The organism is Rhizobium phaseoli (assembly GCF_003985125.1).
Lineage (GTDB): Bacteria > Pseudomonadota > Alphaproteobacteria > Rhizobiales > Rhizobiaceae > Rhizobium > Rhizobium phaseoli.
In genome coordinates this window covers 304828-320293 of the sequence record NZ_ML133567.1, presented here as the reverse complement: position 1 = coordinate 320293, position 15466 = coordinate 304828, and the positions used below count along the sequence as shown (strand labels likewise).

General features: G+C 61.2%; 14 protein-coding genes and 1 riboswitch. Of the genes, 6 read left to right on the top strand and 8 right to left on the bottom strand.

Translation table 11 applies throughout. The features are described from left to right. Positions 1–134: 134 nt before the first annotated feature. Positions 135–704 carry an elongation factor P gene (efp, locus tag EFD56_RS07135; RefSeq protein ID WP_008528334.1) on the top strand — a complete coding sequence of 190 codons (570 nt, stop codon included), beginning with the start codon at positions 135–137 and terminating at the stop codon, positions 702–704. A gap of 174 nt (positions 705–878) precedes the next feature. Here the strand turns inward: efp and EFD56_RS07130 are convergent, their stop codons facing one another. After that, complete coding sequence (locus EFD56_RS07130; protein ID WP_085743722.1) at positions 879–1553, bottom strand: GntR family transcriptional regulator; 675 nt, start codon at positions 1551–1553, stop codon at positions 879–881. A gap of 145 nt (positions 1554–1698) precedes the next feature. Here EFD56_RS07130 and EFD56_RS07125 point away from each other — a divergent pair, with 145 nt between their 5' ends. From EFD56_RS07125 to EFD56_RS07110, 4 genes are all read left to right on the top strand, one after another. Further along, positions 1699–2625, top strand: a complete 927-nt coding sequence (locus EFD56_RS07125; RefSeq protein WP_064828723.1) for a substrate-binding periplasmic protein — start codon at positions 1699–1701, stop codon at positions 2623–2625. 9 nt (positions 2626–2634) lie between these two features. Next, entirely contained in the window at positions 2635–3378 is a 744-nt protein-coding gene (locus EFD56_RS07120) for an amino acid ABC transporter permease (protein ID WP_037142234.1), read from the top strand. A gap of 3 nt (positions 3379–3381) precedes the next feature. After that, positions 3382–4182 carry an amino acid ABC transporter ATP-binding protein gene (locus EFD56_RS07115; protein ID WP_064828722.1) on the top strand — a complete coding sequence of 267 codons (801 nt, stop codon included), beginning with the start codon at positions 3382–3384 and terminating at the stop codon, positions 4180–4182. Positions 4183–4275: 93 nt separating this feature from the next. After that, positions 4276–5472: an NAD(P)/FAD-dependent oxidoreductase gene (locus EFD56_RS07110; protein WP_064828721.1), complete on the top strand. Its 1197-nt coding sequence runs from the start codon at positions 4276–4278 to the stop codon at positions 5470–5472. Positions 5473–5518: 46 nt separating this feature from the next. Here EFD56_RS07110 and EFD56_RS07105 read toward each other — a convergent pair whose 3' ends face one another. The 6 genes from EFD56_RS07105 to metA form a co-directional block, all read right to left on the bottom strand. After that, a complete protein-coding gene (locus tag EFD56_RS07105) occupies positions 5519–6247 on the bottom strand; it encodes an SIS domain-containing protein (protein WP_085743488.1) in 729 nt (242 codons plus the stop codon). Positions 6248–6265: 18 nt separating this feature from the next. Then, positions 6266–7417 (bottom strand): N-acetylglucosamine-6-phosphate deacetylase, encoded by a 1152-nt coding sequence (gene nagA / locus EFD56_RS07100; RefSeq protein WP_085743487.1) that lies wholly within the window; start codon positions 7415–7417, stop codon positions 6266–6268. Next, positions 7417–8448 carry an SIS domain-containing protein gene (locus EFD56_RS07095; protein ID WP_064828718.1) on the bottom strand — a complete coding sequence of 344 codons (1032 nt, stop codon included), beginning with the start codon at positions 8446–8448 and terminating at the stop codon, positions 7417–7419. The genes nagA and EFD56_RS07095 overlap by 1 nt, the downstream gene beginning before the upstream one ends. Continuing rightward, complete coding sequence (locus EFD56_RS07090; RefSeq protein ID WP_064828717.1) at positions 8445–9218, bottom strand: GntR family transcriptional regulator; 774 nt, start codon at positions 9216–9218, stop codon at positions 8445–8447. Before EFD56_RS07090 ends, EFD56_RS07095 begins: the two co-directional genes overlap by 4 nt. A 139-nt stretch (positions 9219–9357) precedes the next feature. Further along, complete coding sequence (locus tag EFD56_RS07085) at positions 9358–10380, bottom strand: aldose epimerase family protein (RefSeq protein ID WP_037142220.1); 1023 nt, start codon at positions 10378–10380, stop codon at positions 9358–9360. Positions 10381–10520: 140 nt separating this feature from the next. After that, on the bottom strand, positions 10521–11444 hold the full coding sequence (metA, locus tag EFD56_RS07080; protein ID WP_004674197.1) for a homoserine O-acetyltransferase MetA: 924 nt from the start codon (positions 11442–11444) through the stop codon (positions 10521–10523). A 50-nt stretch (positions 11445–11494) separates the two neighbouring features. Beyond that, positions 11495–11572, bottom strand: a riboswitch (SAM riboswitch). A gap of 155 nt (positions 11573–11727) precedes the next feature. Between metA and EFD56_RS07075 the strand changes: the two genes are divergently transcribed. Next, on the top strand, positions 11728–13632 hold the full coding sequence (locus EFD56_RS07075; protein WP_064828715.1) for an ABC transporter ATP-binding protein/permease: 1905 nt from the start codon (positions 11728–11730) through the stop codon (positions 13630–13632). Between the two features lie 10 nt (positions 13633–13642). Here the strand turns inward: EFD56_RS07075 and EFD56_RS07070 are convergent, their stop codons facing one another. After that, entirely contained in the window at positions 13643–15463 is a 1821-nt protein-coding gene (locus tag EFD56_RS07070; protein ID WP_126904998.1) for an ABC-F family ATP-binding cassette domain-containing protein, read from the bottom strand. Between the last annotated feature and the right edge of the window lie 3 nt (positions 15464–15466).

Sequence of the window (15466 nt, the reverse complement as noted above, 5' to 3'; positions counted from 1 at the left end):
GCCGGAGAAGCCGGTATGGGGGTGGCTATTTCCCGGATTTTAGGTTAGTTGCGCCCCCAAAGAAAAATATTTGCGTCTTCAGGGCGTTTCGACAGTCCTCTACGACGCCGAAAGCCGAGTTACAAGGAAGTCTTATGGTCAAGGTCATCGCCTCTTCGGTCCGCAAGGGCAACGTTCTCGATGTCGACGGCAAGCTCTACGTCGTTCTCACCGCCCAGAACTTTCATCCGGGCAAGGGCACGCCGGTCACCCAGGTCGACATGCGCCGCATCGTCGACGGCGTGAAGGTTTCCGAGCGCTGGCGCACCACCGAACAGGTCGAGCGCGCCTTCGTCGAAGACGTCAACTTCCAGTACCTTTATGAAGACGGCGAAGGCTTCCACTTCATGAATCCGGCGAACTACGACCAGGTGGTCGTCAGCCAGGAAACCATGGGCGACCAGAAGGCCTATCTCCAGGAAGGCATGACCTGCATCCTGTCGATCCATGAAGGCATTCCGCTGGCGCTCGAACTGCCGCGCCACGTCACGCTCGAAATCGTCGAGACGGAACCGGTCGTCAAGGGCCAGACGGCGTCCTCTTCCTACAAGCCGGCGATGCTCTCCAACGGCATCCGCACCTCGGTGCCGCCGCATATCGATGCCGGCACCCGCGTCGTCATCGCGACAGAAGACAATTCCTACGTCGAACGCGCCAAGGATTGATCCTGGTTTTCATCCATGCGAGAGGCCGGCTCACGCCGGCCTCTCACTAAGATGTGGAATTTCGGGCAGAGCTCGATGTCGCATCAACTCGGGCCCTGCGATTGTTTCGGACGGCTCATTTTGCCGGAAATATCTTCGTTCAGCTAAAGCTGCACGCAATTCCAAGGTCCGAATTCAGATTACCTTTCGGACCTCGCTCTCGAAGCTCATGACATGAGCCATAGCGATCCTTTCAGCCTCATCCGCGTCGCCTTTGCATACGGCCTCAAGCATGAGGACCTGATCATGCAAGACGTCCTCAAGACGCGGTACCAGTGTCGGAAACCGTTTCATGGCCACGTACAGGATTCTCAACGACAGATTGTGGTAGTGATCCAGCGTGTCGAACAGGAAAGGGTTCTTCGCCACTTTGTAAATGAAGCGGTGAACCCGACGATCTAGCGCAAGGATGTCTTCCAGCGCCATCGGACCGGTTGTCTGCTTGAGCTCATCGATCAGTTGCCGGGCTTCTTGCCGCTCGAACTCGCGCAGCCTTTCCGCAGCCAGTCGGGTCGCCCAGGATTCGATCCGTGCTCGTGCCTCATAAACGGCAGTAAGATCATTGATATCGATCTTGCTGACAAAAGTGCCGCGCCGCGCGCTGACGACGACGAAACCATCATATTGCAGACGCTGAAGCGCCTCCCGAACCGGCGTGCGCCCGACGTCCATGCGTTTCATAAGCTCGGCCTCCCGCAGAAGCGTGCCCGGAGGAAGCTGTGTCGTGATGATGTCGTCGCGCAGCCGAATGTATGTCCGCTCCGCCAGCGTTGATTCAGCCGCTTCGTAATCCACTTCGAATACCGACATCTTCAGCGCGTTCCTCTCTCTGTGCATGTCCGCATAGCCAAACACTGCTCCGCCTAAAAAAGCGCGCAACGAATCTGCTTGACTTCATATAGTGTCGGCATATCTTCAATATATCAGCAATATATAACCACAAAGAGGGGTTCAAATGAAACATGCTGAATTGACGAAAAAATCGCAGGCGCATGGGATCGTTGCCTTGGCGATATTGAGTTTGGGGTTGTTCGCGACGGCCCTGCCACCCGCTGCTGCCGCCGACGATCTGGAACTGATGAAGCCGGGCACGCTCGTCGTTACGGTGCAGCCGTACATGCCCTACACGGCGGTTAAGGATGGGAAGCTTGTCGGCCTTGACAGCGACATCCTGGCAGCCATCGCCGATAAGCTCGGCCTGAAGATCGAAATCAACGTCACCGACTTTCCGGGCATGCTGGCTTCCGTCCAGACGCAGCGGGCTGATATAACCATTGGCGGAATCGCATGGTCCGACGCCCGCCAGAAAGTCGGCCTGTTCACGGACCCGCCGTATTATTCGCCACCGGCCATGGCGGTAAGCGGCACGGCCGCCTTTCCGGATGTTGCGAGCCTGGAAGGCAAGAATCTCGGCACCGTCACCGGCTATGTCTGGGCGAAATCCATCGCCCAGGTCCCGAACGCATCGCCCCATACGTTCCCGAGCGCCGACAGCGTGTTCCAGGATATTTCTGCCGGGCGCCTCGACGTAGGCTTTCTCGATCCGCTGCTGATCACCTATCAACAACAGCAGCGGCCTGACATGAAGGTCCGTATCGAATATCTGAAGCCGCCGACGAACGAACAGGTCGCCGCGCACCCCGATTACAAATATTTTCAAGCGTATATGACCGGATTCTACCTTCCAAAGCAGTCGCCGAAGCTGGCCAAGGCTGTTTCCGATCAGATTGACGGCATGTACAAGGATGGATCCCTTGCGGCTTTGATCACGAAATGGGGCGGCGATCCCCAGCAGTTCTTGGTCCCATCGCCCGAGATGGCGGCACAGCGGCGCGGCGTTGATCGTCCCGCCGACTGGAATCCGCCTTCCATCGCGAAGTGAGATCGAAGCATGATGGCGTTGTCATCCTTCACCGATATCTTCCAGGTTCCCTGGAACGACTACGTCGGAAACATTGCCGGGGGTCTGCTCAAGACCCTCGGCTACACCATGGCAAGCTTCGTCGGCGCGACGATCCTTGGTCTTGCACTTGCACTGATGAGGCTCAACCGGCTCCGGCTGGTCCGCGTCCCTGCGGCGCTCTATACGGAGCTTTTTAAGAACGTACCGCTCCTCGCGATCATTTTCCTCACCTACTTCGGCCTGCCTTCCGTAGGCATCAGGCTGGAGGTTTTCGAGGCTGGAGTATTGAGCCTGGTGCTCTTCTACGCGGCTTACCTCTCCGAGATCTTTCGGGCAGCTATCGCCGGCGTCCACAGAGGACAGCAGGAGGCGTCGCAAGCGCTCGGGTTAGGGCGCGGCAAGACTTTCAGCCATGTCGTTCTGCCTCAGGCGGTGCGGCTGGCGCTTCCCGGTACGAACACCATGTTCGTCGACCTGATCAAGTCGACCTCGCTGCTCGTGACGATCTCCGCTGCCGAACTGATGACGCAGGCCCAGTTGATAGCCTCGGAAACCTTCCGAGCGCTGGAAGTGTATCTGGTGATCTCGGCCGTTTATTTCGGTATCTGCTACCCGGTTTCACAATGTCTGCTTCTGCTCGAGCGCAAGATCCATGCGGGTGTGCCATTGTCATTGGCCAGACGGCGTCGGCTGAAATTGGCCAGGGCCTATCTCGCCGAGGGGAAGGTCTGACCCATGACCACCACTCCCGCCAAAACTGCCTTCGTGGCAAAGCAGCCGGTCGGTCGTCCCGCCGTCAAAATTAGCGGATTGCGCAAGTCTTTCGATGGGCGCCTGGTGCTTGACCGCGTCGATCTCGATGTTCCAGTCGGCAAAATCGTCAGCATCATTGGTCAGAGCGGGGGAGGAAAGACCACCCTCATGCGCTGTGTCAATTTGCTTGAGCGTCCCGATCAGGGAACGATCACTGTCGGCGATGAGACGATCTTCGCTGACGGCAAGGTAACCTGCCGCAATCTTGCGAAGCTTCGGCAATGCGTCGGCATGGTGTTTCAGCGTTTCAATCTGTTCCCGCATTTGACGGCTGTGGAGAACGTCATTCTCGCTCAGATGCAAGCAGCCGGGATTGCTGAGAGACAGGCCGTGGAACGGGCCGTGAAACTTCTGACCAGAGTGGGTCTTGCCAAACGGGCAATGGCTTATCCGGAGCAGATGTCGGGCGGCGAGCAGCAGCGTGTGGCGATTGCACGCGCCCTGGCGCTGGAGCCAACGGTGTTGCTGTTCGACGAACCGACGTCGGCGCTCGATCCTGAATCGACCGGCGAAGTTCTCCGCGTCATGCGGGAACTGGCCGCAGACGGCATGACGATGATCCTGGTCACCCACGAGCTTCCCTTTGCGAAAGAGGTGTCGGACTGGGTCGTGTTCATCGATGGCGGTCTTATCATCGAGCAGGGAACCGCCGGAGATGTGCTTGACCGTCCAACGGAGGCACGCACGGCTGCCTATGTCGCGCGCTACGCTTCTCCAGGCTAGCCTCGATCGACCTGAACCGCTCCGGCGGCGCATGGCGCCGCGGCAGAGCCCGGCCGGCATCAGGCCTCTTTTTCCAAGGCAAATACATATCCGATGAACAAGCTTACAACAGATATCGCCGTCATCGGCGGCGGCGTGATCGGCATGGCAACCGCCCTGCGGCTGCGTGCCGACGGTCGGGATGTCGTGCTGATCGAACCGAACAAACCCGGTTCGGGCGCATCCTACGGCAATGCCGGAACGATTGCCGATTATGCGATCATTCCCGTCGGCACGCCCGCTGTCCTTAAAAACCTGGCGGCGCTGCTCCTCAATTCCGACAGCCCTTTATCCATCCGCAAGGCCGCATTGCCGACGTTATTTCCATGGCTGGTGCGTTTTGCCTACGAATCCCTCCCTCACCGATACAGAGACAATACGAGCCGCATCGCCGACCTTCTGTCCGACGCTTCATCGGAATGGCTTGAACTCGCAGCAGAAATCGGCGCATCCGATCTCTTGAGCGCGAAAGGATGCCTTTATCTCTACCAGACGCCTGAGGCCTTCAAGGCGGCCGCTTCGGATGTCGCGCTTCGCCGAAACTACCGGATAGCGCAGCAGCTTCTCACCCCCGACGAAGTGCAAAGCCTCGAGCCCCGGCTGCCGCAGGTTCATGGCGGAGGGCTTTTCTTTCCGAAGGCGATAAACTTCACCGATCCCGGCCAGGTCATGAGCGTGATGGAAGCCGGCGCCAGACAAGCCGGGGTCGAGTTCGTCCGAGATTCCGTGACGACTATTTCGCGTGAGCGGAACGGAGTGAGGATGCAGGCTTCAGCCCACAATATTCATGCCCGAGCAGCCGTGATCGCCGCCGGGGCACATTCCCGCGGGCTGGCTCTGCAGCTCGGAGAGCGGGTTCTGCTGGATACTGAGCGGGGTTATCATCTCGAGTTCGATATGGAAACACTGCCGGTGGAACGACCGGTATGCCCGACGCATCATGGATTTTACTTTTGCCCGATGCGTGACCGTTTGCGTGTGGCCGGTACCGTGGAGCTCGGAGGCATTACTGCTCCTTCGAACCCGAGGCGGCTGGAAGTGTTGCTCGCAAATGCGCGAAGGATTTTCCCAACGCTTGGTGAACCAAGCCGGAGCTGGATGGGCTTCCGCCCTTCGATGCCCGATTCCGTTCCGGTTATCCGGCCTTCAAAAGGAGGAAGGGACGTCGTGTTTGCTTTTGGACACGGACATATCGGTTTGACGCTGGCACCGCGGACTGCCCGCATGGTCAGCGCCATTCTTGCCGCCTGATCGCGTCAAGAACCGCGCTTGCGACGCGGCAGGCCTTTTATCCGACTCAGAGATGCGGGTTGCGCGGCCGATATTTCTTGACGAGCTTCTGGTTGATCTCGGCTGCCCCCGGCATGTTGGCGCTGAGATAAACAGGCGCATCGCCTGATTTTGAAAGCTCCGAGGCGACCTCGGCAAAGATCGCATTGATAACCGTCACCCCCACCGCCGTCGAGACCGGCCCGACCCGAAGCCCTGTTCCTTCGAGGTCGAGAACGGCATCACCCGGCGGCAGCCCGTTGTCGAGCACGACATCAGCGACCTCGGCGAGCCGCCGGCGGCCATTGGCGATCGCCGAGGAATAAGCGATCGAGGTGATGGCGATCACCTTGGCGCCGATTTCATGCGCATAGTCGGCGGCTTCGATCGGCGCGGCGTTCACGCCGGAATTCGATGCAATGATAATGACGTCGCCCGGCTGCATGCCGTAACGCTCCAGCATCGGCCGCACTAGGCCCTGGGTCCGTTCATAGACCGAGCTGATGACTGCTCCTTCGTGCAGCATGGCCGAACCGACAAGCACCGGCACAGTGAAGGCGAGCCCGCCAGCGCGATAGTGCACCTCTTCCGCCAGCATATGCGAATGCCCGGTGCCGAAGACATAGACGCGCTTGTCGCCACGAGCTGCATCGAGGATCACCGACGCTGCCTGCGCCATCGGCTCGGCAAGCGCGTGCTTCAACGTCTCCAGCCGACCGATCAGATTGGAGAAATAGGCATCGGTGATATCAGTCATCCTACGTCTCCTTGAGGGTCAGGCCGCTTCGCCGGCAAGCCAGGTGGCGGCAACAGTCAGCGCATCGGTGAGATGGACGAGATCGGCGCGCGCGCCCGGCGAGAGATGGCCGCGATCGGCAAGCCGGAGGAAACGGGCGGGATAGAGGGTCGCCATGCGCAAGGCCTCGGCGAGCGTCAGGTCGAGATAGGTGACGCCGTAGCGGATCGTCGAGATCATGTCGACATCGGAACCGGCGAGCGTGCCGTCGGAGAGCACCAGCTTGGAGCAGAAGCCGCCTCTTTCGCGCCGGACGGTGCGCCCGTTCAGCGTGAACGAATCCTTCTCAGACCCGACGAGCGACATCGCGTCGGTGACAAAGAACAGCTTGCCTTCACCGCGCTTGGCGCGCAGCGCCGTGCGCAAGGCCTTCGGATCGACGTGATGACCGTCGGCGATGATGCCGCACCAGGTGGAGGGATGATCGATCGCGGCGCCGACAAGGCCCGGCGCACGGTGCCCCAGTTGGCTCATGGCGTTGAAGAGATGCGTGACGCCGCGCGCTCCGGCATCGAAACGTTCCTCCGCCGCCTCGCTCGAACAATCGGAGTGACCGATGCTGACGGTGACGCCCGCTTCCGCAAGTTCGCGCACCTGAGCAACCGTCACCTGCTCGGCGGCAATCGTGACGAGCAGCGTGCCGATCGCCTCGCGCGCCTGGATAAAGGCTTTGACGTCGCGGTCTTCGACCGGCCGCATCAGCTCGGCCAGATGCGCGCCCTTGCGCGCCGGCGCCAGATGCGGACCTTCGAGATGCAGCCCGGCAACGCCGCGGTCCGCCTTGACTGCTTCCGTAGCGGCCTCGATGGCGGCGATGGAGGCTTCCGATGTGTCGGTGATCAGCGTCGGCAGCAGCGCGGTCGTTCCATAGGGCCGGTGGCCCTGTGCGATGATCTCCATCGAGGCGGCGGATGGTTCGTCGTTCAGCATCCGTCCGCCGCCGCCATTGACCTGCGCATCGATGAAGCCGGCCGAAAGCACGCCGCCGGCAAGCGTCACCGTCTCGCCGTCCGGCAGATCGTTTGTCGCGACAATCGCCTCGACCCGGCCGTCGGCAACGATGAGCGCCCTGTCGTCATGAAAGCGCTCGCCGTCGAAGATGCGGGCGCCGATGAAGATCTTGCGGGCCATCAGACCGTCTCCGTCACCTTGAGCAGGTTTGCCGGCTTGTCCGGATCGAAGCCCTTGCGGCGGGTCACCGACTCGATCAGCCGGTAATAGACGAGCAGCGACACCAGCGGATCGATGAGGCCGTTGCCGGTCGTCGGCACCCGAAGATTGATCCCGGAGAGCGGCTGCGTGGAGAAACCGACGGTGGTGGCGCCGAGTTTCTGCAGCCGCTCCAGCGCCTGGCCGTTATTGGCAAAGGCCGCATCATCCGGCGCGAAGGCGACGATGGGAAAGCCCGGCTGTACCAGGCGCATCGGGCCGTGCATCAGTTCCGCCAGCGAGAAAGCTTCGGCATGCAGGCCGGAGGTTTCCTTGGCCTTCAACGCCGCTTCCAGCGCAATGGCGAAGGCCGGGCCGCGGCCGGCCGTATAGAGCGAGGTCGCGTTGAAGAGCACCTCCTCGGCTGCCGCCGTATCGATCCCAGCCGTCGCTGACAGCGCCTCCGGCAGCTTGGCGAGCGCGGCCTGCAGCCCGGATGCACCGCCGATCGCAGCTGTCACGCCGGAAAGGGCGGCGACGGAGGCGATGAAGGATTTGGTCGCCGCGACGCTCTTTTCGGCGCCGGCGTTGAGGCCGAGAACGATATCCGCCTGTTTGGCAAGCGGGCTGTCGGTGACGTTGACGACGGCGATCGTCGTTGCCCCGCCCTTCCTGGCCGCCTCTTGCAGGGCCACGATATCGGGGCTCGCACCCGATTGCGAGACGGTGAAATGCACGCCGCCCTTCAATTGGAGCGCGGCCCCGTAGACGGACGCGATCGACGGGCCGACCGAGGCGACCGGAACGCCGCAGGTGATCTCGAAGAGATATTTGAAGAAGGTGGCGGCGTGGTCCGACGAGCCGCGCGCCGCCGTCGTCACCACGCTCGGGCGGGCGGACGAAAACAGTTTGGCAATCTCGGCAAAGGCCGGTTTTTCCTTTTCGAGAAGGGTGGCCACCACCTCCGGCGACTGGCCGGCTTCCTGCAGCATCAGCGACTGGGTTTCACTCATAGGTCATCTCCGATTCTCAATTCGGCAACGAAATCATAGGCATCGCCGCGGTAGTGCGAGCGGGTGTATTCGACGACACGCTGGTCTTCCAGGCGCGAGACGCGTTCGATCAGAAGCGCCGGCGCGCCTGATTTGACGTTCAGGATCGCCGCCGACGATGGGTCGAGCGTGACCGCGGTCAGCCGCTGCAGCGCGCGCACCGGCCGGTGGCCATTGGCGGCCAGCGCATCGTAGAGCGATCCCTCGCCACCGGCATCGACGCCCAAGAACTTGATCGGCACCACGGCGCGCTCGATCGCCAGCGGCAGGCCGTCGGCAAGACGCAAGCGGTCGAGCCTCAGCACCGGTTCGTCGCCGCCAAGACCGAGCAGGAAGGATTCCTCCGGCGATGGCGTGTTGATGGTCCGCGACAATATCCGAGCAGCCGGCAGCCGGCCGCGGGAGCGCATATCGGCGGAGAAGGAGGAAAGCCGCCAGAGCGACTGCTCCATGCGTTCCACCCGGCTCGATACGAAAGTACCGCTTCCGTGGCGCGATTCCAGTACGCCCGACGCCATCAGATCACGATAGGCGGTGCGTACGGTCACGCGGCCGAGCTTCAACGCTTCGGCGAGATCGCGCTCTCCCGGCAGCGCCGCGCCGGGCTTCAGCAGGCCTTCCTGGATAAGACCGGTCAGCGCCTGTGCCAGTCGCTTATAAAGCGGGCCCGTCAACGCCTCGTCACGCAGGCCGCGGCTGTTTAGCTCCGCTATTAGACTGGTTCTATCCATGGGCCGACAATAGAACCTATCTAGAACCAATCGGCAAGGCGGAATCGCGCGCGGCTAGGAAAAAACCTCCCCGGCGGGCCGAAGAGGTTTCATAGCGATCAAATTTGACAGTCGTGCGTCGACAGCGCGGTCTCAGACGTCAGCTCTTCGTGAAGATATAATCCGTCTCCTGGCGCAGCACTTCGCCGGGGCGCAGCACCGCATTCGGGAAACCTTGATGATTGATGGCGTCCGGCCAGACCTGCGTCTCCAGGCAGAATCCGGCGAAGGGGCCGTATTTGCGCCCGCCGTGTCCGGGCGCCCCGGTATTGAGCTTGAAACCGGCATAGAACTGCACGCCCGGTTCGGTGCTGCGCACTTCAAGCGACACACCGGAATAAAGACTGCGGGCGAGCGCGACGCTGCGCTTGGCGGTGCGTTCGGCCGACAGGCAGAAATTATGGTCGTAAAGCACCTGTTCGCTGCCGACGAAACGCTTCATCGGCGTCATTTCGCGAAGATCGAATTCGGTACCGGCAACGGAACGGATCTCGCCGGTCGGCACCTGCCGTTCATCGGTCGGCAGATAGTGATCGGCGGCGATCATGATGTCGTGGCCGAGCGCATCCTCGCGGCCATCGAGATTGAAATAGGCGTGCTGGCAGACATTGGCGAGCGTCGGCTGGTCGCTGGTCGATTCATAGGTAATCGACAGTTCGCCGTTGCCGTGCACCCAGAAGGTTGCCTGGATGGTGCAATTGCCGGGATAGCCGGCGCGGCCATCGGGATCGACGATCTTCAGCACCACGCGGTCAACGTCATGTTCGACGATCGTCCAGCTTCGTTTGGCGATATTGTCGCTGCCGCCATGCAGATGCGTGACGCCGTTTTCGTTCGGCTCGAGCTGATGGTCCTTGCCGTCGAGCGTGAATTTGCCGCCGCCGATCCGGTTGGCGCAGCGGCCGGGCGTGGCGCCGAAATAAGCGGAATAGAGCGGGTAGCTGTCGAAATCCTCGAAGCCGAGCGAGAGCGGCGCGTCATGACCCTCAAGGCGCAGATCCTGAATGACCGCGCCCCAGCTGATGATCTTGGCCGTCAGCCCGCCGCCCTTGATGACGACACGATAGACGGTTTCGCCCGCCTTCGTCTGCCCGAAAACTTCCCGCTCCAACTTGTCCGACATGATGACATCCGTTCCGTTCTATCCTTGGGGTTCAGGACCGGAACCTGCCCGCATTTGCTCCAAACCGCAACCGGTCGGCACAGAAAGAAATGCTGCAGCAAAGATGTCGCGGCAATGTGTTGAGATGCGACGGGTGACGCTCAGAGATCCATGCCGATCTCTTCGACGTCATAGGGCGTCGTCTGGTAGATTTCGTTGATCCAGTTGCCAAACAGCAGATGTGCGTGGCTGCGCCAGCGGTTCTGCGGCGCAAGCGCCGGATCATTATGCGGAAAGTAATTGTGCGGCATCTTGATCGGCACGCCGGCGTCGACATCACGGAAATACTCGTCCGAGAGCGAGGTGGAATCATATTCGACATGGTTGAACATGTAGAGCCGCCGGCCCCTTTTCTCATGCACCAGGCAGACGCCCATCTCGCTCGATTCCATCAGAATTTCCAGGCTGTCGGATTTCTCGATGTCAGCGCGCCGCACCTCCGTCCAGCGCGACACCGGCACCTCGAAATTATCGGAAAAGCCGTTGAGATAGATGGAGGAAGGCTTCAGGTTCCGGTGGCGGTAGACGCCGAAGGCCTTTTCCTTCAGCTCGTATTTCGGAACGCCGTGGAAATGATAGATCGCCGCCATCGCGCCCCAGCAGACGTTCATCGTCGAATGGACGTTGGTTTCCGTCCAGTCGAGAATTTCCTGCATCTCTTTCCAATAGGTGACGTCCTCATAGGGCAGAAGCTCGATCGGCGCCCCGGTGATGATGAAGCCGTCGAATTTGCGCTGTTTCACCTCTTCCCACGTCTGATAGAAGGCGAGCAGGTGATCTTCGGAGGTGTTCTTCGCCTTGTGCCCGCCAATGCGGATCAGCGACAGCTCCACCTGCAGCGGCGAAGCGCCGACCAGGCGCGCCATCTGCAGTTCGGTCTTGATCTTGTTCGGCATCAGGTTGAGCAGCCCGATCTGCAACGGGCGAATGTCCTGACGGATCGCCATCGTCTCGGTCATCACCCGCACACCTTCCTGAACCAGGGTTTCGAAAGCGGGCAGCGTATCGGGGATCTTGATGGGCATTGCGGTCACTCGATCAAAAATAAAAAACCGGCGGCGACAAAAAAATCGCTACCGGTCCGCACGCGGCCCTTTAGCGACTTTTTTAACGTGGCTGCAAGCCGGCCGGCCAAATCACCACGGAGTGCCTTAATTAGTCCCAGTTGAGCCGCGAATCAACTGCCGAATGCATGCAGCGGCGACTCAGGCAAGGCTCATCACAGTTTAATGACTGATAGAATCTGTTGATAGACCGGTAACGCCACCATGTTAATAATGACAGTATGGGCGGTGTTGGAAAAGCGTGATGGCAGATAAGACCAAGGGGAGGCCGGGGATCCGGAGGCAGGATAGAGTAGGGTATGATTTCAGCCTGACTTATCGCCTCGGGGTGATGTTCTCCGCATTCTGGAATTCTCAAGTGCGCGGCAGGGTGCTGTTTCTGGCGACCGTGCTGATCCTCGTCATCCTGCTGACGGCCTATGGTCAGGTCATTCTCAACGAATGGAACGCCCCCTTCTACGATTCGCTCGAGCGCCGCGACCTCGGCGAATTCTTCCATCAGCTTGAAATCTTCGCCATGATCGCCGGTACGCTGCTGTTGCTCAACGTGCTGCAGGCCTGGCTGAACCAGATGACCGCGCTCTATATGCGCGAGGGCCTGTCGCGCGATCTCGTCGACCAGTGGCTGAAGCGCAAGCGGGCGCTGCGGCTCGCCTCCAGCGGTCTGATCGGCGTCAACCCGGATCAGCGTCTGCACGAGGATTCCCGCAACCTTGCCGAAAGCACGACCGGGCTCGTCCTTGGCCTGCTGCAATCGACCATTCTTCTGGTGAGCTTCATCGGCGTGCTCTGGGAACTGTCGAGCGGCTTCATCTTCCACATCAGCGGCCACAGTTTCTCCATTCCCGGCTACATGGTCTGGGCCGCGATCTTCTATGCCGCCTCGGCCTCGGTGCTGAGCCAGGTCGTCGGCCGCAAGCTGGTCAAGCTCAATGCCGACCGCTTCTCGAAGGAGGCCGAGCTTCGTTTCACGCTGATGCATGCCAATGAGAACATGCCGGCGATCACCGTCGCGCGCGGCGAGGAGAACGAGCGCCGGCGCATCAATACCGACATCAGCTCGGTGCTGAGGGTCGTCAAGCGGCTCGCCATGGCCAATACCAATCTCACCTGGGTGTCAGCCGGCTACGGCTGGCTGGTGATCGTCATTCCGATCATCGTCGCCGCACCCGCCTATTTCTCCGGCGGCCTGACCCTTGGTCAGCTGATGATGTCGGTCGGCGCCTTCAACCAGGTCAATACCGCGCTGCGCTGGTATGTTGCCAATTTCGGCCCGATCGCCGAATGGCGCGCCACGCTGATGCGCGTCACCGATTTCCGCCAGGCGCTGCTCGACATGGACGAGGACTACGACCTGAAGGACAGCATCGCCTATGAAAATACGGCACCCGACACATTGACGCTGAAGGATGTGGTGATCAACGCCAAGATCGGCGAAGACATCGACGAATGCGGCGGTTTTCGCCTGCGCGAAACCGATGTCGTGATCAAGGCCGGCGAGAAAATCATGATCAACGGCGATCACAGCGTCAACCGCAAGCTGCTGTTCCAGGCCATGGCCGGCCTGTGGCCATGCGGCAGCGGCACGATGGGTCTGCCGCCGGCCGACGATATGCTGTTCGTGCCGCAGATCGCCTATATTCCCGGCGGCACGCTGCGCGAAGCGTTGGCTTTCCCCGAAAGCGCCGATGCTTACGAGAAATCAGCCGTCGAGGCGGCGCTCGAAAAAGCCGGCCTGCATTCGCTGATCGCAAGGCTCGATACCCGCGCTCGCTGGGACAAGCTGCTCGACAGCGACGAACAGAAGGCGATCGGCTTCGCCCGCCTGCTGCTCGTGCGCCCGCGCTGGATCGTCTTCGACGAAGTGCTGGAGGGTATGGAGCCGGAGTGGCAGGAAACGATGGCAAAGCTGCTGACCTCCATGCCCGAAACCGGCATGATCTATATCGGCCGCTCCGAAGCCTATCTCGAGGCGCTGCAGCCGCGGGTGCTGCATCTGCAGGCGCTGCCGTCAAAATCCGAAGAGCCGCAGCCGCAGGTCGCCCAGACGGGCGCCAGCGCCAGTGCGGGCGCCGCCGCCATCCCCCGCCCCGGCGCTTTAGGTCGCTCTCGCCGGACCACTGGTTACATGGATAAAGCGAGCGGCTGAGTTGTGAAACTCAGCCCTCCAGCTCTTCCCGCAGCATTTCGAGCTCCAGCCACTCCTCTTCCATGGCAGTCAGGCCGGCACGCAGTTTCTCCATCTCGGCCGCAAGGCGATTGAAAGCAGCCGGATCACGCGCGAAGAGATTGGGATCGGCCATCACCTGTTCGCGCTTGGCGATCTCGGCTTCGGCTTTCGCCATCTCCTTCGGCAGGTTTTCGAGCGCGAATTTCTGCTTGAAGGAGAGCTTGCCCTTCGAGCTTCCCGCGGCCGGCGCCGTCTCCTGCGCCTTCGGCTTCTCCGCCGCCTTATCGGCCTTCTTGCGCTCTTCCAGCGCGCCCTTGCGCTGGGCAAGCATGTCCGAATAGCCGCCGGCATATTCGATCCAGCGGCCGTCTGGCGCATCCGGCACGGCGGGTGCGATCGTCGAGGTCACGGTGCGGTCGAGGAAATCGCGGTCGTGGCTGACGAGAATGACGGTGCCGGGGAAGCCGGCGACGATTTCCTGCAAGAGGTCGAGTGTCTCGATATCGAGATCGTTGGTCGGCTCATCGAGGATCAGAAGGTTCGCCGGTCGCGACAGGATACGGGCCAGCATCAGCCGGGCGCGCTCACCGCCGGAGAGGCTCTTGATCGGCGTCCGCGCCTGTTCCGGCTGAAACAGGAACTCTTTCATGTAGCCGGTGACATGCCGCTGCTCGCCGTTGACGATCAGGTTTTCGCCGCGGCCGTCCGTCAGGTAGTTCGCAAGCGTATCCTCCGGATCGAGATCCTCGCGCTTTTGGTCGAGTGTCGCAATTTCCAGATTGGTGCCGAGCTTTATCGTGCCGCTATCCGGGGAAAGCTGTCCAGTCAGCATTTTCAACAACGTCGTCTTGCCGGCGCCGTTCGGTCCGACCAAGCCAATGCAATCGCCGCGATGCACGCGGATCGAGAAGGGCGTGACGATGGCGCGCTCGCCGAAACTCTTGGTGATCTTGTCGGCCTCGATCACCAGCTTGCCGGATTCCTGCGCGTCTGAGACCGACGCCTGCACCGTGCCCTGAGGGCCCTTGTGGCCGCGATATTGCGAACGCATCGTCTGCAGTTCACCGAGGCGGCGCATGTTGCGCTTGCGCCGCGCTGTGACGCCGTAGCGCAGCCAATGCTCCTCGCGCTCGATCGCCTTGCCGAGCTTGTGCTGTTCCAACTCCTCGGCCTCCAGCACCTGGTCGCGCCAAGCCTCGAAATGCGCAAATCCCCTGTCGAGCCGGCGCGAGGTGCCGCGGTCGAGCCAGACGGTTGCGGTCGAAACCTTTTCCAGGAAACGCCGGTCGTGCGAGATCAGCACCAGGGCGCTGCGCGTCTTCTGCAACTCACCTTCCAGCCATTCGATCGTCGGCAGATCGAGATGGTTGGTCGGCTCGTCGAGCAGGAGAATATCGGGCTCGGGCGCCAGCACGCGGGCGAGGGCGGCCCGGCGTGATTCGCCGCCGGAAAGAGTGCTCGGATCTTCCTCGCCGGTCAGTCCGAGATGCGACAGCAGATAGGTGACGCGATAGGGATCGTCACCCGGCCCGAGCCCGGCTTCCGCATAGGCCTGCACCGTGCTGAAGCCGGCAAAATCCGGCGCCTGTTCGAGATAACGCACCGTCGACGAGGGATGGCGGAAGATCTCGCCCGACTGCGCTTCGACCAAGTCGGCAGCAATCTTCAGCAGCGTCGATTTTCCCGAGCCGTTGCGGCCGACGAGACAGATCTTGTCCCCGGGCTCGACCTGCAGCGAAGCACCCGCCAGAAGCGGCGCGCCGCCGAAGCTCAGGAAGATATCGTCGAGTTTCAGAATGGGAGGGGCCAAAAA

Coding starts and splice junctions, on each gene's coding strand:
- efp (WP_008528334.1), top strand. CDS start 135: ATGGTCAAGGTCATCGCCTCTTCGGTCCGCAAGGGCAACGTTCTCGAT.
- EFD56_RS07130 (WP_085743722.1), bottom strand. CDS start 1,553: ATGTCGGTATTCGAAGTGGATTACGAAGCGGCTGAATCAACGCTGGCG.
- EFD56_RS07125 (WP_064828723.1), top strand. CDS start 1,699: ATGAAACATGCTGAATTGACGAAAAAATCGCAGGCGCATGGGATCGTT.
- EFD56_RS07120 (WP_037142234.1), top strand. CDS start 2,635: ATGATGGCGTTGTCATCCTTCACCGATATCTTCCAGGTTCCCTGGAAC.
- EFD56_RS07115 (WP_064828722.1), top strand. CDS start 3,382: ATGACCACCACTCCCGCCAAAACTGCCTTCGTGGCAAAGCAGCCGGTC.
- EFD56_RS07110 (WP_064828721.1), top strand. CDS start 4,276: ATGAACAAGCTTACAACAGATATCGCCGTCATCGGCGGCGGCGTGATC.
- EFD56_RS07105 (WP_085743488.1), bottom strand. CDS start 6,247: ATGACTGATATCACCGATGCCTATTTCTCCAATCTGATCGGTCGGCTG.
- nagA (WP_085743487.1), bottom strand. CDS start 7,417: ATGGCCCGCAAGATCTTCATCGGCGCCCGCATCTTCGACGGCGAGCGC.
- EFD56_RS07095 (WP_064828718.1), bottom strand. CDS start 8,448: ATGAGTGAAACCCAGTCGCTGATGCTGCAGGAAGCCGGCCAGTCGCCG.
- EFD56_RS07090 (WP_064828717.1), bottom strand. CDS start 9,218: ATGGATAGAACCAGTCTAATAGCGGAGCTAAACAGCCGCGGCCTGCGT.
- EFD56_RS07085 (WP_037142220.1), bottom strand. CDS start 10,380: ATGTCGGACAAGTTGGAGCGGGAAGTTTTCGGGCAGACGAAGGCGGGC.
- metA (WP_004674197.1), bottom strand. CDS start 11,444: ATGCCCATCAAGATCCCCGATACGCTGCCCGCTTTCGAAACCCTGGTT.
- EFD56_RS07075 (WP_064828715.1), top strand. CDS start 11,728: ATGGCAGATAAGACCAAGGGGAGGCCGGGGATCCGGAGGCAGGATAGA.